Origin of the sequence: Paenibacillus spongiae (genome assembly GCF_024734895.1) — a bacterium.
GTDB classification, from domain to species: domain Bacteria; phylum Bacillota; class Bacilli; order Paenibacillales; family Paenibacillaceae; genus Paenibacillus_Z; species Paenibacillus_Z spongiae.
This window is the reverse complement of record NZ_CP091430.1, coordinates 4,429,728-4,452,377: the sequence shown is the minus strand read 5'-3', so window position 1 is coordinate 4,452,377 and position 22,650 is coordinate 4,429,728. Positions and strand designations below refer to the sequence as shown.

Sequence of the window (22,650 nt, the reverse complement as noted above, 5' to 3'; positions counted from 1 at the left end):
CATATATGGAGCCGAATTCAGCAAATAAAGGATCCCATGTCCGTAACCAATGTACAACCAGTCCGTAACACCATAACCAGCGGTCTCCTGCAGGCGCAGTAACTTTCGTCAAATCCACGGATTCGCAATCGTACACTTATCTGTACAACGGGCCAATATTGCAAGCCGGACCGCTGCGGAGAAGAAGCCGGATTTCCAGGATCTCATCGATGCGATTCACTCACATGAGCTTCACACGCATGCGCCATACTGAACTAAATGCCTTCACCGTTATCGTAATTGAACTGCCATTCGATGCCGAACTTGTCTTTGAGGCTTCCGTAGCACTTGCTCCAGAAGGTTTCTTGAAGCTCCATGCCTACCGTGCCGCCTTCTTTGAGCTTGTGGAAGAATGATTTGAGTTCATCCAGGTTGGTATGGACAATCGCGAGGCTGATGTTATTCCCTGCAACAAATGGCATGCCGGGAAAGACATCGCTAAACATCACATTGCTTCCGAGGATATCAAGACGCGCATGCATAATTAAGTTCTTGGCTTCCTCTGGAAGCGGATATTCCGGGTTAGGGGGCGCTTCGCCGAATGTCGTCATCATCCGTACATCAGTTCCAAATACTTGTGCGTAATACTCGACAGCTTCCCGGCAGTTACCGTTAAAATTAAGATAAACATCGATCGACATGATCTTCAACTCCTCTAATGTGAATGTGGAACTATTCCCTATTGTACCATTTGTCCATCTGCAATCATAATCGCTTAATTGAAGAGACAAATGAATTACAAATCGGACAACTGATTGTTGCAAGCTGTTTATTATCGGCTATCGTTATTACTTATGTATAGGCTATCGGCTGTGACGATCGCTGAATAAACCACTAAATCAATAGGAGCGTACAAGCATGCCGCTGACTTTTGCTCATCCAGCAGCAGTTTTCCTTAAAGAGTTATGGAATATTAATTGTCAGGATTATAGATTCTTCTTTGGTAAGCTTATTCATGGTTTCCTTATATGTTAAATACCGATGGGATTGACAAGGTTGAGGGGAGCCGAGAAGGGGAAAGTAAAGAAGCAGAGGAATAGCCTCTGCTTTGGGAATGCTTCCAAGCAAGCACGCTGTACGTTCGTGCGTTCAATCTTTATCCATGAACCAGAGATGGTCATTACAATCGACCTCACCGTTATAATTAATCAGAATTTCTTCGCCCGCACGAATATCCGTGTAAGCATAGAAGTCGAAGGTATGATTGTCAAAGTTAATCTCATACGTGGCATTAGGCGTATACGAATGATTAAACAAGCTGCCATAACCTAAGAGGACGGCAGTGTGGTTCTTCCCATATTCGTACACATAATCGGCAAGGATGGTCTTCTCAATAAATTCATGTTCTTCATTGGGATAAGGGATGACAGGAGCTTCGTGGATGAGTTCGCCCTTGGCGATATCGCGCGTTGCGAATACGCCTCTATTAAACTCCCCGTTGCTAAGGGGCGAGATCTTTATTTCAATCATCATGGTCACCTTCGTGTTCTATAGATTATGGCGTTCACTGAGAAACGGATTGCCTGAGGGATTAGTTTAACTCACTCTCGGTCATACAGCAAGCTTCTAGGCGGATTCGCATGTTTCTTGTTGTAACGGATCCAGCAATATCTCGCATAAGCGGCCGGGAATAATGTTCCCGGCTTTTTTGCATGTTCAGCAGCACCGGTTTGAGGCTATAATTGACGCAGACAAACAAAGTGGAAAAATAGTCCATTTCGAGGTGAATAGAATGATGTTATCTATTCGAAGGCTGCTGGCATATTGGATTGATTTTGTTCTATTGGCTGCAGTCCTAATCGGATTCCAGATGCTGCTCTATAACATGACCGGCGGCTTCCCTTTCGATTATTTTAGTAAAGGCTACCAGATCGAGCTGTGGGTGCTCGGGACGATGTCATTGCCGGTATGGCTGTATTTTGTGCTGTGTGAGCGGCTGCGTCAGACGACAATCGGTAAACGTATATGCATGCTAAGCGTATCGGACCGGGAAGGAGCGAATATTAACTGGAGACAGTCGTTGACCCGAACCGCCGTAAAGCTGCTTCCTTGGGAGCTGACGCATATGCTCATCTTAATCCCCGATCCGTGGTGGTCAATAGAAGAGCCTGCCAATCCTTATCTGATCTTGATTCCAAATGCGGTGATGCTGCTCTATATGATTGTGCTCTTCATCAATAAAGGCGTCATCGGCGTTCATGACTTGCTGGCGCAGACCAAAGTCAATGACGTGAAAGCCCGTTGACATTGTGCCTTGGCACAGTGCCAAAACTGATATAAATGAGCATTGACATTGTACCTTGGTACAGTGCCAAAGCTAATATAAGTGAGCATTGACATTGTACCCTGGTACAGGGTTTATACTTGCATCCGAGGAGGTAGCCATGGAAGGATTAACCGTAAGCCAAGTTGCCCGCGCGGCCAAAGTGCGTATTGAAACGGTAAGATACTATGAACGGCGGGGGCTAATCGCGATGCCTCCCCGTACCGGGACCGGTTACCGCATGTTCGCTTCCGGCACTGTCGATGATATCCGTTTTATTAAGCGGGCGCAGCAGATCGGGTTCACCCTGGAAGAAATCAAATCGATTATCGCCCTGTACAAGAAAGAGGAGTTCTTGCCAACCGAAGACATGTATCAATTCGCGGCAGGTAAGATTCAACAAATCGATGAGCAAATCAAAAAGCTGCAGCAATTCAAATCGTTGATGGAAATCATCGCGAAACGTCCGGCAGCGACGCAGCCCGTATCCGCATCGCAATGTCCGGTTATTCAGCTATGTGCCTTAAAGGAGGAATAACATGGGAGCGACAATTGAAATATTCGCGGACGGCAGTCCGTCAAGCAGCAGAATCATCGATGAAGTGAAAGCATTGGCGTGTTCCAAATGTGAAATCATCGTTTATCATCTTCATGAACAGAGCGGGGCCGCCGAAGGCAAGGAGAAGGCGAAGGCTTACGGTATTCTTGCTGCCCCCGCTGTAACCTTAAACGGAAGAATCGTAGATGTCGATAAATGGAATAAAGAGAAAACCGACAACCATATCGAATCGGAATCGGTGTAGCAAAATGATAAAGCGACGTATCCGCAAAATAGCGGCCGCCGCTTTTTTTTGTTATGAACGTAATTGGCTGGAGAGACCCATCAAGCCAAGAGCTCGATTTCGTTTGTTAGCAGCCTTCGGGTATACTTTCTAATGAGGATCAATTCAGCTATTGCCATGTGAATGAAGGAGATGCTGCAGATGAATAACCAATGGAACATACGGTTTCAGGATGAGAACTACATATATGGGACAGAACCCAATGCTTTTCTATCGGAGATGCACAGAAGGCTTCGATTAACAGGCGATGCGCTGGCGATTGCCGAGGGTGAAGGCCGTAACGCTGTTTTCTTAGCAGAAGAAGGGATGAATGTCACGGCCTGGGACTATGCCGAATCCGGATTGAACAAGGCGAATAAACTTGCCGAAGCAAGAGGGGTTAGAATTCAAACCGAGCTGGTCGACTTGAATGAGGCGCGCTTTGCTAAGGATCGGTGGGATGAAGTCGTATGTGTATTCGGACATTTCCCCAAGGAGCTGAGAATGAAAACATTGCTTGGCGTGAAAGATGCGGTAAAGCCGGGCGGTTATTTTATAACGGAAGTCTATTCGCATTATCAAATTCCATATCAAAGCGGCGGACCGCAAAATTTGGAGCTGCTGTATGCGCCGGAAGAAATATGCCAAACATTCGCAGACTGGCGCATTGTTCATTTCTTCATGGGTGAGGTCGAGCGACATGAAGGGACGCTGCATAATGGCTTGTCCCATGTCATTCAGTTTGCCGGACAGAGGCCGGTTCAATAGAGGCAGTCAACGCATTCGAACCAACAAGAAGGCTGAGGAGTGAAGTTCAACGGATGGAGTTCGAAGATGTGCGAAAGGTTGTGAAGGAATTACCTGATGGGGAAGCGGGCTCGCTGCTGTTTCAAATCTATCTGCGGTTGATGATGGTTAAGGAAACGGAGTATTCGGAATCGGCGTTCGTACACGATGTGGAGAACATATACAAAACAATGATGAAGGTAACGAATAGAAGGGCAGAAGCAAGTCAGCCAGGGAGTATACGACGGATGCATATTCTACTCGGCGAATCGCCTGCGGGATCGTTAAAAATAGCTCTGAAACAATTGAAATTATGCGATGTGGAGGGTGTCGTTTCCTTACACGATCTTTTCTCTATTGGTCCAATCTGGAGGCTGTACGAGAAGTCAGGAGAGGAAGCCAGATGGCATTGGATGAGAAATGTAATAAATGATGAATATGACGGATTTCATGCCTATAAGAAAAGCTTCGATCATTCGGTCAATCAAATCTTAGCCATTCCGGAAGAGATGCCAATTATGATATGGGCAGGCGACAACGCTCATGAACAGACGGGATTGCGATATGTTCTGCATCTGTTACAGAACAGAACGAATGAAATATTTGTCATTAACACGCCGCTAGAGATGTATCTGGAACATGATAACAAAGAGTACAGATGTACGTTCAAGCATATGGGAGAAATAGGTCCGAATCATATGCAAGAGATCTATGTGGAAAATATAACAAACGCTCCATTAACGCAGCATCAGCGAATGGAGCTTGCTCAAGAATGGCTGGCGCTCACCGAATCTCAGGATGTTCTGCGGATCTGGCGGAACGGGGAGATCAAGCCGGTTCCCGAAGACTTCTACGACGGCTTTATCATCGAGAGAGCTAAGCTGCTGCACGAAAATCCAATGCTGAAGGGCTTCATGAAATCAGCAAGACTAGTTGGCGACGTGCTTGGGAATTTAGATCAATACATAGGGGATGAATTCCTTGAATACCGGTTAAGAGCTCTAATCGATAAAGGCATGTTCGAGATGAAAGGCAGTTTGAAGACGATGAGTCACTACAGTGTAAAACTGCATCAAATTGGCGATGACTAAGGTACCGGACTGCAGCGACGCTTAAAGGAGTGGAATGATGAGAGACGCTGTTATCGCTGCGATTACGAAAGCAAGCAGCAGAAAGTCGCTCTATCATTTTACACGAGCGAGGAATTTGCCGACTATTGCGTATTTCGATGCGCTCATGTCCAGTTCTAAGATAAATCCGCACGCTGCCGGCGAGCGGCGGCAAGAGGTTCATGAAGTGATCTATAGCGGATGCGCCATCACGATCAATGCGCATCTAAGGATCCCTGACCAGATGATGGATGCTTCATGTACGCAGGAACAATTCCGGACGCATCTGGACCGGCATGTGTTTTTTTGGCCAACATGGAGGGATTGTCAGACAATGATGGAATCGTACGCCCGCAGAGAGCCGGATGAACGGTTTGCTGTTCTGAAATTCGATGCGTACCCCTTACTAGCTGCGTGCTACTCTGCCGTGAAACTATCGAAATACGACTCGGGCAGCTCGCCGCGGTATCCTAAGCACTGCAATTATAAGAAGAGTCCGCGGATGTTTCTGCCTATAAATATCTTCAATAGCCAATCGAAATCGAACAGCCCGGTGCCGACAAAACCGTCCGAAATACGGGAGATCCTGATAGAAGATCAGGTTATGAACGTATCCAGGTACTTGCAAGCTATTTATGTCGAGCATGACGATGATGTCCCTGTACGTTGGAGGGAGCTGGCGAAGCATCAAGCAGATTTGCGAGCCGAGGCGATTAAGCAATAAAAAAGACCCGCCGCGAAGTCGGGTCTTTTTCTGATGGGAGGAATTATACAGTAATCGAGTAGGAGGATACTAGAGGCTAATTATTAGCCCCAGCGCATGCAGCTACAAGCAACAATCACCAACAAAATAAAGAGTACAAGGATCGTTCCCGTGCTTGTGAAAGCTCCACCAACTAATCCGGACATTTGCATTGCACCTCCCTACCTACTGGGTATTCTTCAAGATATGCACGATCTTTATGGTGTGATTGGGTGTTTGTTACCGAGAGACAAATTCCATATCAACAGCCTATGAAACGTAAATTACATGGAGGGTTGCATGGATGGAATAGAGTTCACATCGGACGTCGTTAAAAGCCGCCAAATATTCCGCAGCTGCAAGCGATAATCACTAGTAAGATGAAGAGGACCAGGATCGCCCCAGTGCTTGTGAAAGCTCCACCAACTAAACCAGACATGTTACATGCACCTCCTTGTTGTTTCGTGCCTTATAGTTTATTCACGGTTAATATGAGCTGATTGGGTGTTTGGTATAGAGATCTTTAATCCACGTGATGTGCCTGGCGATCGAATTCTACCCGCAGGATTGACTAGGAGAACATGGAATGCTATCTTTACCTTGCAATTATTGCCATCAGGAAAAGGCTTACAGTGCAGCGATGTGAAGCGAGCGATCGATATAATGGCCAGTATGGGGAGGATGAGAGATATGAAATTGAAAGCAGTGCTTGTCGGTACGAAAGGCTGGGCTGAGGCACATGCCAAAGCGTACCAAGTATGCGAGAGTATAGAGCTAGCGGGCATATGCGGTCACTCGAACGTGGAACGGCTGAACCACCTTGCAGATCAGTATCGGATCAAGCACCGTTCCTTGGATTTAGCCCAATTGCTGCTCGATACGAGCCCTGACGTGGTCGATATTGTCAGCAGCGCCGATGCAAGGCTTGAGCTGGTGAAAGCCGCGGTCCAGTCTCCCGGCGTCAAGCTCATCAATATCGAGAAACCGTTAGCGCTTACACCCTCTGAAGCCTATGAGATTGCCGATATTTGCCACGCACATGGTAAGTTGGTGCTGGTCAATCACCAGCATAAGTATTTGCCGGCATGGAGCAAGGCCCGCAGATGGTTGCAAGATGGAGCCATCGGGTCGATCGAATATATACGCGCCTCCACGAAAGTGAACATTATGGAGCAAGGCTCGCATCTCATCGATATGGTCATGTTCTTTAATGATTTTAGTCCTGTTCGCTGGGTGATGGGGCAAACGGGCGCGTACGAAGGAAAGGACAGCTCTTCGATCATCGCACCGGATGAATCGATGGCTTCCGTACTATTCGATAATGGCGTGCGAGCATCATTCGAATGCGGAGCGTTCGCGAGGTCGATCCAAGGGGAGACGAATCCGTTCTATCATATTGGTATTGATGTGTATGGTTCGGATGGGCATTTGAAGATCGATCTCAATCAGAAGCTGGAATTGCGGAATTACATCACACAACAGCATCTGGTCGAGAAGTCGAGCTGGGAAGAAAGCTATATGGATGCACTGATCGCTTATATGGAATCGATCCATGGTTATGTGTCTAATCCCGGGGCCGGACATATCTGTGATTTGGAACATTCCATGCTGTCCTATCAAGTGATGATGGCTATTTATCATACCGCCAAATACGGAGGAAAGGCCATATTGCCGCATCGGTTCGAGGATAGCATTGTGGAACGGTATATCGACGAAGCATCACGTTCAGCGGGCATGCAATAAGGAGTAGGTGAGCTTCGTCAATAGAGGCGTTCTCTTCGGAATCGGCTGATGACGGATCCAGCCAGCGTGCCGGATTCGATAATGGAACGTGCCGGAATAACGCAAGCCCCAATCGATCGCACGGCAGATTGTTCGCCGACGGTTCGGTTGGGGCTTGCGCTGTGTTCGTATTAATATACTTTAATCGTCTATACCCAGCCTAGAGCTCTGACCGTCTGGGCGATGACGAAAGTAACAAGCACGGCAATCGACAACGGAATCAGAGCGCTCAGCACGGTCCATTTTGCGCTCTTGGTTTCCTTGTAAATGTTGAATAGCGTCGTGCCGCAAGGGTAATGGAGCAAGGAGAACAGCATCATATTAAGTGCTGTGAGCCAAGTCCAGCCATGGCTTAGGAAGATGTCTTTAATTCCCTCGAGACCGTCGGCATCGACCATCGCTCCGGAGGACAGATACCCCATGAGCAAGATCGGCAGGACGATTTCATTGGCGGGCAGACCAAGAATGAAGGCCATCAGAATATAGCCGTCCAGACCGATAGCGTGCGCGAACGGATCGAAGAATGCTGCCATATGGGCCAGAACGCTTTCCCCGCCAACCATTATATTGCCCAGTATCCAAGTGAGGATTCCTGCCGGAGCAGCCACGATAACGGCACGTTTCAAGACGCTCCAAGATTTATCGCGGGAAGCGAGCAGAATCGTCTTCGTAATCTGCGGCTTTCGGTATGGCGGCAGTTCGAGCGTATAATGCGTCGGCACGCCGCGGAGCATCGTTTTGGACAGCGCCCAGGATACGGTGAGGGTAACGACGATGCCGAAGAGCACCATTCCCATGACAACGAAAGCGGTCGCTACGGTTTGCAATCCGCTCGCAACACCGGCCGCCATGAACAACGATGAGAGCAAAATAAGCGTCGGCCACCTGCCGTTGCATGGGACGAAGTTGTTCGTCAGGATCGCCAGCATCCGCTCCCGCGGCGACTCGATAATCCTTGTCGACAAGATCGCGGCCGCATTGCAGCCGAACCCCATCGACATCGTCAGTGCCTGTTTGCCGTGTCCGCCGGATTTCTTGAATAACCGGTCCATGTTAAAAGCGACACGAGGCAAATAACCGAAGTTTTCCAGCAGGGCAAATGTCGGGAAGAAGATCGCCATCGGAGGCAGCATGACGCTGATCACCCAAGAGGTGCCCCGGAAGAAGCCGAGAACAAGAATGCCGTGCAGCCAGGCCGGAGCGTTAACCGCCTGGAAGCCCGCGGTCAAATACGATTCGATGATGCCGAAGAAATCGGCGATCAAGCCGGAAGGTACGTTCGCGCCTGCGATGGTAAGCCAGAACACGAACCCCAGAATGAGAAGCATAATCGGGAATCCCCACAGCTTGGAAGTTACGATCTGATCGAGCTTATAGGCGCCTGCAAGTTTCCTCTTATCTTCATATTGAACCGACTCGTTGCATATTCCGCGGCTCATTCTATAGATGTCGCTAACAATCCCGTCTCGTATCGTGTTACCATCCGAAACATTTCTCGCTATATCAAGGAGGTCATCGATCCGGTTAGAGGTCTTAATGGCAGACTGTATGTCCATGAGGTATAACCTCCTTGCTTGATTGGGAAGTCCCGGGCAGGGCATCCATATTCGCTTTTAACGATTGCAGCAGGCTCTCGTCTCCGTCCAGGAGCCGCAGAGCAATCCACCTTGTCGGGTACCGCGTCCCTAACGTCTCCAAAATATAAGGCTCCAGTTCCTCGATCTTCCGTTCGATATCTTCGTTATACGGAATTTTGACGGGCTGCGGCACAAGTGCGCCGGAAGCGACCAGCTCCACCTGCGTGAACAATGCATCGATTCCCGTCTTATTGCGGGCGGAGATGGCTACGACAGGCACGCCGAGCCGTTTTTTCATTTTATCCAGATCGATGCGGATGCCAAGCTTCTTCGCTTCGTCCATCAGATTGACGCACACAACGACCCGATTCGTCATCTCCAGCACCTGCAGCGCCAAATTAAGGTTCCGTTCCAACGATGTGGCATCGATTACGACAATCGTGACATCCGGCTGTTCGAAAATAATATAGTCTCGCGCCACTTCTTCGTCGGCCGAGTTGGAGTACAAGGAATATGTGCCCGGCAGGTCGATGATTCGGTACGATGTCCCGCTGCGGGTAAATTCGCCTTCTGCTCTGACGACGGTTTTCCCCGCCCAGTTGCCGGTATGCTGGCGCATGCCGGTCAATGTGTTGAATAACGTACTCTTGCCTGTGTTCGGATTTCCTGCCAAAGCAAGTGTATAAGTCATCGTGCATCGCCTCCTACAGGCTCTCCGAATATGAGTGAGCTTTCTTCCTTCCGCAGAGCGATCATCGTGTTGTTGACACGAAATGCAGTCGGATCGCCGAGCGGACTTCTCTGCACGACTTCTACTACATTCCCGGGGACGAACCCGAGATCCAGCAGCCGACGCCGCAATACGCCCTGTACCTCGATCCGGCTAAGCAATATCTGACTTCCAATTGCGGCTTCGGATAAAGCATTGTCCATTGCAGACATCACCATCACCATCCTGAATTTACTGTGTGACAAACTGTTTACCGAGCGCAACATTTATAGTAAAGTATGCCGAGATTTTGACCTATGTTCCTTATTTTTTAGTATAGGGCACAAGTCTTTCCCTGGCAACAAAAACTTTCACTAGGGCAAAACAGGCTGTATGGCGCGTGGAATGTATACTGGAGGGAGAGATTGTCGGGATCTTGGCCTGTTCCAATAACCGGCGGCGGGCGATGACGGTCGATAAGCCTTCCTTGAAGCAGGCATTCGGTTTTCTTAAGGGGAACCTGGCCTATGACTCGCTGGATAAAGAATTTAATGCTCCACTGCCATTTGAAGATGAAACGGGCTACATCGAATGTGTCGCCACATCGGAAAGAGCGCGCGGCAAAGGCGTCTCTACGGCGCTGTTCAAGCATGTGATGCAAGAGCTGCCGTATCGAAATTACATCCTTGAGGTAGTCGACACCAATTCAACTGCGATAAGGCTGTACAAAAAACTGGGATTCGAAGAATTTAAACGTAAACGCGAGAAGCTGTCCAGATTGAAAGGGTTCAAAGAGCGCATTTACTTGCAGTGGATAAAGGGGTAGGAAAAAATATGGCGGTACGAAACTAGGCGGAGCTTATTTATTTAATAAGCTGCGTCTTCTTCTTGTAATGAGCACTACGATTTTTACTACCAATTAACGAAAATATTGTAAACGCCTGTGAAAGGGAAGCAGGCTTATTTTTATCTTCATTTGCAACCGCTTTATGTCATTCGAATCATTCTCCGATTGCCTGAAGTGTGAACGAGTAGTTACATTGGTGCATAAAACACCATTATTTTAAGCTTTCGCCTGTCGAATTCATCTAAATAATACCAAATAAGACCTATGTTCATTTACATATTCCTTCATTCTAGTTTAATACGGGTCTGACACCGGCTTAATACAACAACGATTTAATTGATGAGAATCCACTGCAAAGGAGACAAATAATGGACCAGGACAAATTGATTAACGATTTAACGAAACGGCTGCGGGAGGGCAAGATGGACCGCAAAGATTTTCTTCAGGCAACAGGAAAGATTGCGATTGCTGCGCTTGGCATGACGGTCATCGGTTCGCTAACGGGAGGCTCTGTCGATGCGTCGCCGAAGTTTACGGCTTATCCGTTTACTTTAGGGGTAGCATCCGGCGATCCTTGGCCGGAGAGCGTTGTGCTGTGGACCCGCCTTGCGCCCGACCCGTTGAACGGCGGAGGCATGCCGGGCAGCGACGTTCCGGTCAAATGGGAGATGGCAACCGACGATAAGTTCCGTAAAGTCGCACATCAGGGGACAGGCTATGCCCGAGCTCAGCTTGGGCATTCGGTGCATGTCGAGGTGAATGGACTTGAGCCGAACCAAGTCTATTATTACCGCTTCAAGGCCGGAAAGGAAATCAGCCCCATAGGCCGGACAAAAACACTGCCTGCATACGGAGCGCATGTGGAGAAAATGAGCTTTGCTTTTGCTTCCTGCCAAAACTATCCGACGGGATACTTTACCCCTTACCGCCATATGGTATCGGAAGATTTGGACCTCGTCTTTCATCTGGGCGATTACATCTATGAGGGTCCCGGCCCCAAACCTGAAACTCCAAGCCCGCGGTACCATAACGGTCCCGAAATATTTACGCTTGACGATTATCGTAACCGTTATGCGCTGTATAAAAGCGATAGCGATCTGCAGGCCGCTCATGCCCGCTTCCCATGGGTGGTTTCAATGGATGATCATGAAATCGAGAATAATCATGCCGGTCTGATTCCGGAAGGCAATCAGCCGATCGAACCCTTCCTGGCTCGAAAAGCGGCGGCATTCCAGGCCTATTATGAAAACATGCCGTTAAGAACCTCTTCGTTGCCTAGCGGGTTCACTATGCAGCTGTACAGACATTTCAATTACGGCAACCTGGCCAATGTCCATGTACTTGACACCCGCCAATTCCGGGATGATCAAGCCAGCGGCGACGGGAGAAAGCCGCCAACCCCCGAATCCGCCAGCGTCGACCGCTCGATTATGGGTGAAGAGCAGGAACAGTGGCTGCTTTCAGGGCTGAATCAATCGCAGGCGCCGTGGAACATTATTCCGCAGCAGGTGTTTTTCTGTAAGAGGGACTTTCTGATCGGCGACGGAGAAGAATACAGCATGGACGCATGGGACGGTTATTCGGCCAATCGCGACCGGATTCTCAACTTTGCCAAACAAAAAGGCCTCTCCAATCTCGTTATCCTGACAGGGGACGTACACTCGAACTGGGCTTGCGAAATCAAGAGCGATTTCAACAATCCGGATTCCGAGATCCTTGGAGCCGAATTTGTCGGCACCTCGATTACCTCCGGAGGAGACGGATTTGATATTAAAGACGATCAGAAAGCGATACTTGCAGAAAATCCGCATATCAAGTTCTACAACAGTCAGCGCGGCTATGTGCTCTGCACGGCTACGCATGAGAGCTTTCAGGCAGATTATAAGGTCGTCCCGTACGTCACTCGTCCCGGCGCTCCTGTCACGACACGCGCATCCTTCCTTATGGAAAAGGGCGTACCGGGCTTGAAGCAAATTTACGATGCTGCAGTAATGGCATAAGCAGCAGATAAGGGGCTTTAAAGAAGTTGCCAGCGGTGACATCCTTATGTCAATGGTTCGGGGTGTATGACGGAAAGTATATCTCTTATTTTATCGGGGAACATATGTCAGGAGTATCCATTACTTCACTTGATGAACGAAGACGGAGGCATACGGATATGGGCAGACTACCCGATAAAGTTGCGGTTATTACAGGCGGTGCCGGCGGCATCGGCAAAGTAACGGCGGAACGGTTTCTCAAGGAAGGCGCCAAAGTCGTATTGGTGGATTTATTCCAAGAACCGCTGGACCAAACAAAAGATGAGCTGAAAGGATACGGAGAAGTGGTTACCGTACAAGCAGACGTATCCAAAGAGGAAGATGTACAGAACTATGTCAAAACAGCCGTCGAGAATTTCGGGAAAATCGATATTTACTTCAATAATGCGGGCATCGAAGGCAAAGTCGCTCCGCTTACCGAACAGAAAGTCGAAGATTTCGATAAAGTAATCAGCGTCAATGTGCGGGGCGTCTTTCTGGGATTGAAGCATGTTCTCCCCGTTATGATCAAACAAGGCGGCGGCAGTGTCATTAACACTTCTTCTGTGGCCGGTTTGGACGGCAGCCCCGGCGTATCGCCTTATATCGCGTCCAAGCATGCCGTCGTAGGACTTACCAAGACGGCGGCACTTGAAGCGGCGAAAGCGAATGTGCGTGTGAATTCCATTCACCCTTCGCCTGTTAACACAAGGATGATGCGCTCATTGGAAGCTGGCATGAATGTGGAGCAAGAAACGCTGGCCAAGACCATTCCGCTAGGACGTTACGGTGAAGCGGGCGATATAGCGAACTTGGTTCTCTTTCTTGCTTCCGACGAAAGCAGCTTTATTACAGGGGCACAGTATCGGGTAGACGGCGGTATGGGAGCGTCGTAAACGCAGTTGAAGCTGATATTGCGCCGCCTGCAACCAATCTTTACTAGAAATATGGCCGCGATCTTAATCGCGGCCTTTATTTTTTGGAATAATCGCTAGGTTGAAAGGTGCTTGACGAACGAAGGTTTAGCTATGTAATCGCGTCCAGGAGGTTTCAGAAGAAGCCCTTCAGATTCCGGATCAATACGACGGATGACAGAATCAAGCAGAACAAGGCTGGAATTGCGGTCACTAGCGGTTGATTGGCGCGAACGAGATGGGCTTGAATAGCCCCCAGCAGTAGAATGACAAGTAGTACGCTTGCCCCGGCTGGATTCGATTAATTGGTGCAAGCGGAGACGAAATTCGTCGATCAATTCATTAAAAATGGCATCTTTGCTTTGAAAGTAAAGGTAGAATGCAGGTTGAGTCAAATCGGCTCGCGCAACAATCGTACTAATATTTGTGGAGGAGAGAACGTCGATTTACATGAACATCATCTCTGCTTGATCATCAATTAATACTTCTTCAATAGACTGTTGCTTATGCACGTTTCAATCGGTGCATGTCAAATGCTATTTTAGGAGGAACATTATGAAACAAATTCCGGAGCACATGGAATCCATGCTCAATCGTCCTATCGACCGGCGCGGTTTTTTGAAAGCGGCAGGCGGGATTGTAGGGCTAACCGTTCTATCATCGTTCACAGGCGGGACGATCGGCTCCGCGAAGGAAGAGGAGTTTGCCTTCGCTGTACTTGCAGATACCCACATCGATCCGAACAGTCCGAAGCACAGCGGCAATTTGTCCCGTATCTTTACCGATCTGACCGATGGACAGAAGCCGGCGTTTATTCTGCATGTCGGAGATGTCGTCGAATCCGGATTTCAGGAGGAATATCAAGAGTATGCGCGGCTTGTGCCTTCGACGTTGAAGGACCTTATCCACGCTGTGCCCGGTAATCATGAAGCCCGCTGGGATGAATGGGGCAAAGAGTTTTATACGCAAATGTTCGGCACCGGGAATTATTCATTCGACCGCGGCGGCGTCCATGTGATCGCTCTTGATCCGACCTCATTGCTGCAAGAAGGCGGTTATTTCGATCCGATCCAATTGGAATGGCTGCGCAGCGATCTCCAGAAAACCGGCAAAAAAACGCCGATCGTCATTTACCTGCATTATCCGATCGGCAAAAACTTTTACTATATCAGCAATCAGGAAGATTTCTTCAGCATCGTAGAACCATATAATGTACGGGCGGTCTTTACCGGGCATATTCATCGCGAAGAAGTATGGAAACAGAACGGGATTACGATTATTTCCCTGCCGGGCATCAAAGACGCGCCGATCTACCATTGGGTGGAAAAGAAATCATTGCCCCTGCAGCCGTCCGTTCTCGCCGTTTACCATGCGGAGTTTACGAGCGGAGCGTTGTCCGACAAAAAGCTGCTCGTGGAAATTCCGCTCTCCGGCGAGAAGCCGGCGGAGAATGAGAAGCCGCAGCAGGTTCATCTTGATGAGTCCGCATCGGAGCCCGTTCTAAGCGTTAAGCTGCATCCCCATGCAAGAGCGGTTAGCGTCCGTTACCAGTTTTGGCCGGATGTTACATATGCGGGTTCGAATAACGGCAGCTGGAAGGAGCTGCTTCCGACGGGACAGGGCAACCGTTTTGAAACGGTTGTGGATACGGCGGGTCTGGCGCCGGGCGTCTATCGGATTCAGGTTCGGGTCACGAATGAAGCCGGCGAGTTCTGGGATGAAGTCGCCGATATGGAAATCCCTGCAGCAGGGAGCCCTGCGGCCGTCTCCCGCATCGAATGGGAGCACAAGCTGGACGCTTCCGTTCAGGCCGGGGTCGTCATTGCGCAGGAGAATACGGCAATCGTAAGCCAGCTGGACGGTACGGTGACGGCGCTTGAATTATCGGCCAAAGGGGCGCAGCGGAAGTGGGCGTATCGAACCCAAGGCGCAATTATCGGAACGCCGGCGCTGAACGCGGACGGCAGCCGGGTCTATCTCGGATCGGCGGATCACCGGGTCTATGCATTGAATACGGCAGACGGCCGCCCGGTCTGGTCCTACGGCGGGGCTCAACCGGTTCTGAGCAGTCCGTTATGGATCGATGCATCCCATGACGGCAAGGAAAGCGTAATCGTTGCCGTCGGGCGTACGCTGTTGAAATTGGACGCGGCAACCGGAGCCGTCCTATGGACGGCGAATATCGGCGGATTCTTCGCCGGTCGTCCCGAAGTTCTGAACGGGGCGGTATTCGTGGCCGCGGGTGACGGCAAAGCTTATGCGCTGGACATCCGTACCGGGGCGCTGCTGTGGCAGAAGACGCTGTTCACCCATGCAAGTCCTTATCGTACGTTGTTGTACAGCCCGTGGTATTGCAATCCGACTATCCTGCCGGACAAGCAATCGGTGCTCTTCTCGACGGTATCGAACGCAATCGCTTTGAATGGCGCGACCGGAAACAATGTATGGACGCTTAAGGGCGGCTATATGTACTCGGGTTATTCCGTGCAAGTCCCGGGACCGGAACCATTGCTCGTGCTGCCGGACGAATGGGGCGCTACGACGGCCGTCAACCCTGCAAACGGCAGCGTACGGTGGACCAACAAGACCAAGCAGCGAATTTTCCATGCCGCACCCGTCTTGCATGAAGGAATCGTATATTTGGCTTCCGTCAACGGGCTGCTGACCGGACTTGACGCTGTTACCGGCAATGTGGTCGAGGAACTCCAGTTCTCAACCAATTATGTATTTTCTTCCCCGGCTGTATCCAATGGGCGACTGATCGCAGCGGGTCATGACGGTATCGTTCGCGGCATACGGTTAGGCTGAGCGCACGGGCAATCGAACCGACAAGAGGCGGGTCCCTAACCGGATCGGCCTCTTTCTGCTTCTGAGCCGTTGGAAGCCGTTCTCGGTTCTGTGACTGGAAATAAATTGAAACCCTCTCATTCCATAGATCGTATATCTTATGCGAGTCTGGGTTCTTGTGGCATCAAGGCCATGGGGGCATGCGATCGATGAGTGGTAAAGTCTAACGAAGAGGTGGATGGCAGGATGAAGAACATTGTCATGATTTGGGGAGCAAATTTTGCTTCTGAAGAAGAGCTGTACGCTTACGTCGAGTCCCGGTATGATGATGACGGGGATGTGCTGCCTTCCGGTTTCATGGCAAGCATAGGAGGTTCGTGGATCGATGACGACTTCCTCGAGGCCCATTTCCTCGTCGACGATGTAGAGCGCGGAGAGTTCACTGTATATTTGCATGAGGAGTATTCGCCTCACGAGCTGTTCGCGGAACAGCTGCCGAATGCATTCGAAGCAAGTATCCGTGCATATAATTCGATCATTCTCCTGTACGGCAACGATTCGCCCTACGGCGCAGTTAACGAAGTTTTGTTTGCGATCGAAGCAGTAGGGCGGGAAGGCTCGGCGGCCGTTCTTCTTGCAAGTATTGAATACGAAACCGAGGATCGGTAGATGGCTGGGGTTGAAGTTTGCCCTTGATCGGTATGCTGCCTTGCAGCCGGATACGGATGTGCTGGATATGGAGATAAGCCGTGCTCAATCGTTGTTAGATCGGATGGAAGAACAGTGACGTAAGCAGACTTATAGAAACAGCGGGCCTATCGCCAGTCGATAGAGCCCGCTGTTTTGGCGTGGGGATACATTTCCGGCCGCTATACTTCATCCTTAGACTTGAGCAAATCCCCTTGCCGCAAGCCGTCGACAAACTGCTGAAGCCACTCGTAATATTTCTTGGCATGACGCAGCTTATGGAGGTCTTGAAGGGCGATCTTCCGTTCCTCGTCGGCAATATGCTCTTCCAGGATGAGCTCGGTCAATTCGGGCAAAGCGGCGTCGATCGCCTCGTTCATAACATCGATTTCACGCTGCAGTTTATGCGAGAAGAACTTTTGAAACGCTGCGAAAAAATCGGTCTCGGCGGCATACAGCTCTTTGCGTTCCTGCTTTTCATCGAGCTTGGTTACCATCTGCGATTCCACCAACGAACGGACTGCATAACTCATGTTGCTTTTGCTCATATTCATGTGCTGCTTCATCTCGTCGAGCGTCATCGGCCTGTTCTCGAAAAACATAATCCCGTACAGCTGGCCCGAAGAATGGGTGGCGCCGTACAGATCCATCGTTTCTGCAATTGCTTCGATCATTTTCTTTCTAATGCGCATGCGTGCTTCCGATTGCGCCTGTTCCTCGTTTCCGGACACTTGAAAAATTCACTTCCCTTATATAACATTTTCGATCGGATTTTTTCTATGTACAAAATATTTTGTATGAACAAGATCATTATAGCAAAAAAAACCATATCAATGGAGCGAATTGTTATGAAACCGTGCATTTACATAATCAAAATATTTAGTTAACAGTCATTTGACACAAAGTACAAGGGATGAATATACAATAAATTTTGTACAAAATGATTATATACATCATTTGGGGGGTAACTCGTATAAGATTAAAAAAAAATTGAATTATTAAACCGGTTAATTAAATAGCGATCAACTCCAGTTATTTGTGGAAGAGGAGACTGCTCAATTGGAAACAGAAATCAATCACGACAACTGGAGGAAACGTTGAATGAAAGCTGAAGGCAGCTGGGGATGGATCCTTCTGTTCCTCGCCATCCTGTTTGAATTGTCGGGTACAACTTCAATGAAGCTGTCCGCTGGGTTTACGAAGCTGTGGCCGTCCATTCTCATGTTTGTCCTATACGGCATCAGCTTTACGCTGCTTAACTTCGCGTTGTCGTATATCGACGTTGGCGTTGCTTACGCGATCTGGTCGGGCGTCGGGATCGTCCTAATTACGGCGGTCGGAATTGTTATGTTTAAAGAGTCGATCAACATGACGCAGCTGCTCTGGATTTCGCTCATCGTCATCGGCGTAATCGGTCTGAAAGTATCCAGCAAATCGTAATAATGATGCTTCCCATTTTACATGATAGAGGTGCTTGGTTTATGTTGAAATCCGCAAGTAAATCTTTGTCTATGATGCTCTGCATCGCAATTGCTTTCATGACGATCCTTCCGTCCATACCTCCCCAAGTCGCTGACGCAGCCGGTCAGACGGTGACGATGGATAAACCTGCATTCGCGGTAGGCGAGCCCATTACACTGACCTTCACCGGTGCTTCTAATAATGACTGGATCGGCTTGTATCCGAAAGGAGCCGTTCCGCAAGGCAGCAGTCCTTCCCTCACGTGGAAATACACGAAAGATTTGAGTCAGCCTGACGGCAAGATGACATTTACGAAAGCGTTAGCTTCTGGCGAATACGAGGCCATCTACATGGAGAATGGCGGCTATAACATTTTTCAGCGTGTTCCTTTCTCCATTGTAGAGGAATCGGCGCCGGGGAACGGGGAGAAGCCGCTTGTCAGCTTCGAGGTTATCACCGACATGCATGTGACCCACGACAAGAACCATGTCCATAACAAAAACTTTGATGATGCGTTGAAAGATATGGTAGCTTTGAATCCCGACAGTGACGGCCTTATGACGATCGGCGATAACACGGAAAACGGGACTGAAGCGGAATATAAGGAACTGCACCGAATTTTCAACCTGTACAAGAACGACCTCCCGGAAACATATTTCGTCCAAGGGAACCATGACGTCCGTTGGGGCGACTGGACCAAGTTTTCCGAATTGTTCAAGAAGTACACGAACATGCAATCCAATTATTATGATGTTTGGATCAAGGGGTATCATTTTATTTTTCTCGGTACGGAAAAAGGCTTGAAGGACTACTCCTATCTGTCGGAAACGCAATTGAAATGGCTGGATGAGAAGCTGTCCGAGAACGAGTCCAAAGACAAGCCGGTATTTATCTTCCATCATCAGCCTTTGAAAAATACAGTGTCCGGAGCGAATGACGGTTTTCTCAAATCGAATTATTGGTATGGCGTGAGACAAGATACGGAACTGAAAACGATTTTGGCGAAGCATCCTCAGTCCATAATGTTCAGCGGGCACACCCACTGGGAATTGGGCGCGCCAGATACCATGTACAATGATAAGTACGCAACGATGTTTAATGCCGCGGCGACGTCCTATTTGTGGACGGATGCCAACACGGGCAAAGACGGAAGCCAAGGCTATTTTGTAGAAGTGTACGGCGATAAAGTACTGGTCAAAGGAAGAGATTTCAAGAATAACAGCTGGATCCCGAATGCTCAATTTGAAGTAAGCGTACCGGCAAATATTCCGGTAGTCGATCCGACGACCGATCCTGATCTGACGCTGAGTAATCCGACGATTAAGATGGTCAAAGAAGGATATGCACCGGCTGAGGACATTCAAGTTGCCTATACGAGCTCGGTCCGTGAAGATTGGATCGGTATTTTCCCAGCCGGAACCGTGCTGAATAAAACTGCACAAGCGATCGCGAAGAAAAAAACGAGCAGCGTGAAGCATCCTGACGGAACGATGACCTTCTCAGGCTTGAATCTTGCGCCGGGCAAGTACGATGCGATCTATGTGGGAGAAGCGGAATACCGCACGGATAACGACAACCTGGAGCTTGGCCGCGTAACGTTCGAAGTGGGCGAGCAGCTTGACGCTCCGCAAGCGGTGGCATTTACGGATACGGACAAGAATGCCGGCAAAATTGGCGGCGACGTCACGATTACACCGGCAGCGAATGAATCGAACATCGAGCAATATGTCTTGTACTGGGGCAATGACAGCGGCAAACTGGCCGGACTGGCTCCGATTGCTTCGGTAGCGAAGACAGGCAGCAGCGTTATCTGCACGATCCCTGCGGGAACAAGCATTCCAGCCGGTGCTACGAAAATGCTCGCTTTTTCGAAGAACGCCGATAAGCTATCCACTGCATTTGCAGTAACCGCTATTACCGATACGGTCGACGCTCCTTCGTCCGAGTATCCGTTCATCGTAACGAGCTCATCCTTAGCAGATACGGCGATGGTCGATGCTACCGTAACAGTGAAGCCGGCTGCGCAGCAGAACAACGCTGTCGTCGTCTTCCAGCTGATGAAGGGAAATACGCCTGTCAGCATCGCGTCGTATCAAGCGCAAGTATCCGCTGACGGCAGCACCTTCAACGCCAAATTCAACGTTAACCGCAACGATGGTTACCGGGTTCATGTATTGGTCGTTTCCGATTTCAGTGCTGATTTGACGAATGTCGGCACGCTGCTTGCCGAACCTGTAACGCTGCAATAAACGACTTCAGCAGGCTCGCAGCCTAGATAAACAAAGAAAGAGGAGATTACCGTGGCAAGCAAGAAAAGGTTCATTTCCTTTCTATTGATGACGATGCTCGTGACGTCGGTTCCGGTTTCGGCAGGCACGGAAGTTGTGCCGGCATTGAAGCTGGACGCCACAGGGAAATATCCGGGGGATACGATCCATATTACCGGTAAGTCGCCGCTGGGCGACGTCATCGTCAAGATTGTTCGTCCGGACGGGGTTGTATTGTACTTCAACGCGGTGAAAGTCGAGCAGGGGGCATATGAAGCCGCGATTACACTGCCAGCCGATGCAATGCCGGGCAGCTACACGGTGATCGCCGGTCAAGGAGGCCTGGAGACATCGGCGAAGCAAACGTTCACGGTTGCGAAGAAGCCTGACCCGGGCGGCAACGGGGGGACTCCGGGCAATTCCGGCAGCAATGGCGGCTCAGGAGGGAGCGGCAATTCAGATGGCACGACTCCGCCTACCGACCCGGGCACTTCGCCGGTTACAGCGGATGGCGCCTCGATTACAGCATCGGTTCCGGCCTCAGCGGTGAATATAACCAAGGTGAATGAGAACGGAGACGATCTGGTCAAAGTTACGATTGATAAGACGGCGTTAACGAATGCTTTCCAAACGTTGAAGGCTCAATCGAACGATAGCGGGAAAAAGCTGGTCGTTGCCGTCGCCGTTCCTGGTCGTGATGATGTCGACGGAGCTAAAGTCGAGCTGCCGGCGGAAGCGTTGAAGGCAGGACAAAGCGCGGCTCCGAATGCGTTCATCTTGATCCGCTCGAACGGCTTATCCATCGAACTGCCGCTCAAGGCGATTTCCATCGCAGGGCTGGAGAGCTCCCTGAACGCTGCGGCATCCGATATTAACATGGTTGTGACCCTGCAAGAGATGCGTGATCTGTTCACGGAGAAAGACAACCAATCGATGGCGACTCGCGGCATCGTCGCACAGACCGGCCCGGTTTCCTTCAACGTATCGGCTGTCGCGAAGGGCAACCAAGTGATGCTGAAGACGATCGGGGACGGCTTTATTGACAAAACGTTGTCCGCCGCTACCAAGCTCGACCCGAAACGCTCGACGGCCGTAGCGATCGATCCCGTAACGCACGAGCTGCGCTTCGTTCCATCCGTATTCCAAGCTTCGGCGGATGGAGGTACGACCGTGCTCATCAAGCAGCAATCGAATGAAATGTACATGATCGTAACTTCAAACCCGTCATTCCGGGATACGGCCGGCCATTGGGCAAAGTCATCGATCGAGCACTTAGCCTCCAAGCTGATCGTCAATGGAGTTGGATCGGGTGCTTTCTCTCCCGATACCCATGTGTCACGCGCCGAATTTACCGCAATGCTCGTCAGAGCATCCGGGCTATCCCTCGAATCGGTATCATCGGGCTTCAAGGACGTTCAGGCAGACGACTGGTTTGCCGGCGCGGTGCAGACCGCGAAAGCGCGCGGTTGGGTAAACGGCATGGCGGATGGTACGTTCCAGCCTCATGCTGAAGTAACGCGCGAACAAATGGCGGTCATGGTTGAGCGATTTATGGCATTCAGCGGTTCGAAGCCGCAATCGAAGCCCGCTGAGCTGGAAAACCGCTTCAAGGATTCGGGTGATATCGGTCAATGGGCGAAGCCTTCGATGGAGCTGCTCGTTTCCAGCAAGCTGATGGAAGGCGTATCACAAGAAAAGCTTGCTCCGAAGAAGACGGCAACGAGGGCGGAAGTCGTCGCGATTCTCGAACGATTCCTTCGTTATGCGAAGCTGATCAACGAATAATGATACGGAACAACAACAACAAGCGCGGGCTGCAGGCCCGCGCTTGTTGTGTCAGG

At 49.9% G+C, this 22,650-nt stretch carries 22 protein-coding genes and 1 pseudogene; 15 read left to right on the top strand and 8 right to left on the bottom strand.

Annotation, left to right across the window (positions count from 1 at the left end; genetic code table 11):
- Nucleotides 1-254: 254 nt before the first annotated feature.
- A complete protein-coding gene (locus L1F29_RS20170; protein WP_258383850.1) occupies nucleotides 255-680 on the bottom strand; it encodes a VOC family protein in 426 nt (141 codons plus the stop codon).
- A 448-nt stretch (nucleotides 681-1,128) separates the two neighbouring features.
- Entirely contained in the window at nucleotides 1,129-1,509 is a 381-nt protein-coding gene (locus L1F29_RS20165) for an SET domain-containing protein (protein WP_258383849.1), read from the bottom strand.
- 262 nt (nucleotides 1,510-1,771) lie between these two features.
- Between L1F29_RS20165 and L1F29_RS20160 the strand changes: the two genes are divergently transcribed.
- From L1F29_RS20160 to L1F29_RS20135, 6 genes are all read left to right on the top strand, one after another.
- A complete protein-coding gene (locus L1F29_RS20160) occupies nucleotides 1,772-2,284 on the top strand; it encodes an RDD family protein (protein ID WP_258383848.1) in 513 nt (170 codons plus the stop codon).
- Nucleotides 2,285-2,423: 139 nt separating this feature from the next.
- Nucleotides 2,424-2,840, top strand: a complete 417-nt coding sequence (locus tag L1F29_RS20155; RefSeq protein ID WP_258383847.1) for a MerR family transcriptional regulator — start codon at nucleotides 2,424-2,426, stop codon at nucleotides 2,838-2,840.
- 1 nt (nucleotide 2,841) lies between these two features.
- Nucleotides 2,842-3,105 (top strand): glutaredoxin, encoded by a 264-nt coding sequence (locus L1F29_RS20150; protein WP_258383846.1) that lies wholly within the window; start codon nucleotides 2,842-2,844, stop codon nucleotides 3,103-3,105.
- 180 nt (nucleotides 3,106-3,285) lie between these two features.
- The gene (locus L1F29_RS20145; protein ID WP_258383845.1) at nucleotides 3,286-3,891 is read left to right on the top strand and encodes a class I SAM-dependent methyltransferase; all 606 of its coding nucleotides are present in this window, start codon (nucleotides 3,286-3,288) and stop codon (nucleotides 3,889-3,891) included.
- Between the two features lie 53 nt (nucleotides 3,892-3,944).
- Nucleotides 3,945-5,000, top strand: coding sequence for a DUF1835 domain-containing protein (locus L1F29_RS20140; RefSeq protein ID WP_258383844.1), 1,056 nt, complete (start codon nucleotides 3,945-3,947; stop codon nucleotides 4,998-5,000).
- A 37-nt stretch (nucleotides 5,001-5,037) separates the two neighbouring features.
- Nucleotides 5,038-5,742 carry a DUF7002 family protein gene (locus L1F29_RS20135; RefSeq protein ID WP_258383843.1) on the top strand — a complete coding sequence of 235 codons (705 nt, stop codon included), beginning with the start codon at nucleotides 5,038-5,040 and terminating at the stop codon, nucleotides 5,740-5,742.
- 83 nt (nucleotides 5,743-5,825) lie between these two features.
- On the opposite strand, the gene yjcZ is transcribed toward L1F29_RS20135, so the two are convergent.
- Complete coding sequence (gene yjcZ, locus L1F29_RS34210) at nucleotides 5,826-5,927, bottom strand: sporulation protein YjcZ (RefSeq protein WP_309252317.1); 102 nt, start codon at nucleotides 5,925-5,927, stop codon at nucleotides 5,826-5,828.
- Between the two features lie 523 nt (nucleotides 5,928-6,450).
- Here yjcZ and L1F29_RS20130 point away from each other — a divergent pair.
- Nucleotides 6,451-7,503 (top strand): Gfo/Idh/MocA family protein, encoded by a 1,053-nt coding sequence (locus L1F29_RS20130; protein ID WP_258383842.1) that lies wholly within the window; start codon nucleotides 6,451-6,453, stop codon nucleotides 7,501-7,503.
- Between the two features lie 188 nt (nucleotides 7,504-7,691).
- Here the strand turns inward: L1F29_RS20130 and L1F29_RS20125 are convergent, their stop codons facing one another.
- From L1F29_RS20125 to L1F29_RS20115, 3 genes are read right to left on the bottom strand one after another with little or no spacing between them, the layout of a single operon-like run.
- On the bottom strand, nucleotides 7,692-9,098 hold the full coding sequence (locus tag L1F29_RS20125) for a nucleoside recognition domain-containing protein (protein ID WP_258383841.1): 1,407 nt from the start codon (nucleotides 9,096-9,098) through the stop codon (nucleotides 7,692-7,694).
- Nucleotides 9,076-9,810 carry a FeoB small GTPase domain-containing protein gene (locus tag L1F29_RS20120; RefSeq protein ID WP_258383840.1) on the bottom strand — a complete coding sequence of 245 codons (735 nt, stop codon included), beginning with the start codon at nucleotides 9,808-9,810 and terminating at the stop codon, nucleotides 9,076-9,078. The genes L1F29_RS20125 and L1F29_RS20120 overlap by 23 nt, the downstream gene beginning before the upstream one ends.
- Nucleotides 9,807-10,061: a FeoA family protein gene (locus tag L1F29_RS20115; RefSeq protein WP_258383839.1), complete on the bottom strand. Its 255-nt coding sequence runs from the start codon at nucleotides 10,059-10,061 to the stop codon at nucleotides 9,807-9,809. Before L1F29_RS20115 ends, L1F29_RS20120 begins: the two co-directional genes overlap by 4 nt.
- A 167-nt stretch (nucleotides 10,062-10,228) precedes the next feature.
- Between L1F29_RS20115 and L1F29_RS20110 the strand changes: the two genes are divergently transcribed.
- The 3 genes from L1F29_RS20110 (at nucleotide 10,229) to L1F29_RS20100 (ending at nucleotide 13,589) form a co-directional block, all read left to right on the top strand.
- The gene (locus L1F29_RS20110) at nucleotides 10,229-10,654 is read left to right on the top strand and encodes a GNAT family N-acetyltransferase (protein WP_258383838.1); all 426 of its coding nucleotides are present in this window, start codon (nucleotides 10,229-10,231) and stop codon (nucleotides 10,652-10,654) included.
- A gap of 389 nt (nucleotides 10,655-11,043) precedes the next feature.
- Nucleotides 11,044-12,675, top strand: coding sequence for an alkaline phosphatase D family protein (locus tag L1F29_RS20105; RefSeq protein ID WP_258383837.1), 1,632 nt, complete (start codon nucleotides 11,044-11,046; stop codon nucleotides 12,673-12,675).
- Between the two features lie 158 nt (nucleotides 12,676-12,833).
- The gene (locus tag L1F29_RS20100; protein ID WP_258383836.1) at nucleotides 12,834-13,589 is read left to right on the top strand and encodes an SDR family NAD(P)-dependent oxidoreductase; all 756 of its coding nucleotides are present in this window, start codon (nucleotides 12,834-12,836) and stop codon (nucleotides 13,587-13,589) included.
- A 311-nt stretch (nucleotides 13,590-13,900) separates the two neighbouring features.
- On the opposite strand, the pseudogene L1F29_RS20095 reads toward L1F29_RS20100, so the two are convergent.
- Nucleotides 13,901-14,035 (bottom strand): annotated as a pseudogene (locus tag L1F29_RS20095) (helix-turn-helix domain-containing protein); the annotation flags it as partial.
- 127 nt (nucleotides 14,036-14,162) lie between these two features.
- On the opposite strand from L1F29_RS20095, the gene L1F29_RS20090 reads away from it, so the two are divergent.
- Together L1F29_RS20090 and L1F29_RS20085 are read left to right on the top strand one after the other, a co-directional pair.
- Nucleotides 14,163-16,415, top strand: coding sequence for an outer membrane protein assembly factor BamB family protein (locus tag L1F29_RS20090; RefSeq protein ID WP_258383835.1), 2,253 nt, complete (start codon nucleotides 14,163-14,165; stop codon nucleotides 16,413-16,415).
- Between the two features lie 225 nt (nucleotides 16,416-16,640).
- On the top strand, nucleotides 16,641-17,063 hold the full coding sequence (locus L1F29_RS20085; RefSeq protein WP_258383834.1) for an immunity 22 family protein: 423 nt from the start codon (nucleotides 16,641-16,643) through the stop codon (nucleotides 17,061-17,063).
- A 200-nt stretch (nucleotides 17,064-17,263) separates the two neighbouring features.
- Here L1F29_RS20085 and L1F29_RS20080 read toward each other — a convergent pair whose 3' ends face one another.
- On the bottom strand, nucleotides 17,264-17,773 hold the full coding sequence (locus L1F29_RS20080) for a GbsR/MarR family transcriptional regulator (protein ID WP_258389747.1): 510 nt from the start codon (nucleotides 17,771-17,773) through the stop codon (nucleotides 17,264-17,266).
- 409 nt (nucleotides 17,774-18,182) lie between these two features.
- On the opposite strand from L1F29_RS20080, the gene L1F29_RS20075 reads away from it, so the two are divergent.
- Genes L1F29_RS20075 through L1F29_RS20065 form a run of 3 tightly spaced genes read left to right on the top strand, consistent with a single transcriptional unit; the run spans nucleotide 18,183 to nucleotide 22,594 of the window.
- Entirely contained in the window at nucleotides 18,183-18,521 is a 339-nt protein-coding gene (locus tag L1F29_RS20075) for a DMT family transporter (RefSeq protein WP_258383833.1), read from the top strand.
- Nucleotides 18,522-18,562: 41 nt separating this feature from the next.
- Complete coding sequence (locus L1F29_RS20070; RefSeq protein ID WP_258383832.1) at nucleotides 18,563-20,791, top strand: metallophosphoesterase family protein; 2,229 nt, start codon at nucleotides 18,563-18,565, stop codon at nucleotides 20,789-20,791.
- Nucleotides 20,792-20,842: 51 nt separating this feature from the next.
- On the top strand, nucleotides 20,843-22,594 hold the full coding sequence (locus L1F29_RS20065) for an S-layer homology domain-containing protein (protein ID WP_258383831.1): 1,752 nt from the start codon (nucleotides 20,843-20,845) through the stop codon (nucleotides 22,592-22,594).
- The last annotated feature ends 56 nt before the right edge of the window (nucleotides 22,595-22,650 follow it).

What these genes read in the sequence shown, in the direction of transcription:
- L1F29_RS20090 (WP_258383835.1), top strand. Translation starts at nt 14,163, where the DNA reads ATGAAACAAATTCCGGAGCACATGGAATCCATGCTCAATCGTCCTATC.
- L1F29_RS20115 (WP_258383839.1), bottom strand. Translation starts at nt 10,061, where the DNA reads ATGTCTGCAATGGACAATGCTTTATCCGAAGCCGCAATTGGAAGTCAG.
- L1F29_RS20145 (WP_258383845.1), top strand. Translation starts at nt 3,286, where the DNA reads ATGAATAACCAATGGAACATACGGTTTCAGGATGAGAACTACATATAT.
- L1F29_RS20165 (WP_258383849.1), bottom strand. Translation starts at nt 1,509, where the DNA reads ATGATTGAAATAAAGATCTCGCCCCTTAGCAACGGGGAGTTTAATAGA.
- L1F29_RS20070 (WP_258383832.1), top strand. Translation starts at nt 18,563, where the DNA reads ATGTTGAAATCCGCAAGTAAATCTTTGTCTATGATGCTCTGCATCGCA.
- L1F29_RS20130 (WP_258383842.1), top strand. Translation starts at nt 6,451, where the DNA reads ATGAAATTGAAAGCAGTGCTTGTCGGTACGAAAGGCTGGGCTGAGGCA.
- yjcZ (WP_309252317.1), bottom strand. Translation starts at nt 5,927, where the DNA reads ATGTCCGGATTAGTTGGTGGAGCTTTCACAAGCACGGGAACGATCCTT.
- L1F29_RS20135 (WP_258383843.1), top strand. Translation starts at nt 5,038, where the DNA reads ATGAGAGACGCTGTTATCGCTGCGATTACGAAAGCAAGCAGCAGAAAG.
- L1F29_RS20160 (WP_258383848.1), top strand. Translation starts at nt 1,772, where the DNA reads ATGATGTTATCTATTCGAAGGCTGCTGGCATATTGGATTGATTTTGTT.
- L1F29_RS20155 (WP_258383847.1), top strand. Translation starts at nt 2,424, where the DNA reads ATGGAAGGATTAACCGTAAGCCAAGTTGCCCGCGCGGCCAAAGTGCGT.
- L1F29_RS20085 (WP_258383834.1), top strand. Translation starts at nt 16,641, where the DNA reads ATGAAGAACATTGTCATGATTTGGGGAGCAAATTTTGCTTCTGAAGAA.
- L1F29_RS20125 (WP_258383841.1), bottom strand. Translation starts at nt 9,098, where the DNA reads ATGGACATACAGTCTGCCATTAAGACCTCTAACCGGATCGATGACCTC.
- L1F29_RS20080 (WP_258389747.1), bottom strand. Translation starts at nt 17,773, where the DNA reads ATGCGCATTAGAAAGAAAATGATCGAAGCAATTGCAGAAACGATGGAT.
- L1F29_RS20120 (WP_258383840.1), bottom strand. Translation starts at nt 9,810, where the DNA reads ATGACTTATACACTTGCTTTGGCAGGAAATCCGAACACAGGCAAGAGT.
- L1F29_RS20100 (WP_258383836.1), top strand. Translation starts at nt 12,834, where the DNA reads ATGGGCAGACTACCCGATAAAGTTGCGGTTATTACAGGCGGTGCCGGC.
- L1F29_RS20140 (WP_258383844.1), top strand. Translation starts at nt 3,945, where the DNA reads ATGGAGTTCGAAGATGTGCGAAAGGTTGTGAAGGAATTACCTGATGGG.
- L1F29_RS20170 (WP_258383850.1), bottom strand. Translation starts at nt 680, where the DNA reads ATGTCGATCGATGTTTATCTTAATTTTAACGGTAACTGCCGGGAAGCT.
- L1F29_RS20075 (WP_258383833.1), top strand. Translation starts at nt 18,183, where the DNA reads ATGAAAGCTGAAGGCAGCTGGGGATGGATCCTTCTGTTCCTCGCCATC.
- L1F29_RS20150 (WP_258383846.1), top strand. Translation starts at nt 2,842, where the DNA reads ATGGGAGCGACAATTGAAATATTCGCGGACGGCAGTCCGTCAAGCAGC.
- L1F29_RS20105 (WP_258383837.1), top strand. Translation starts at nt 11,044, where the DNA reads ATGGACCAGGACAAATTGATTAACGATTTAACGAAACGGCTGCGGGAG.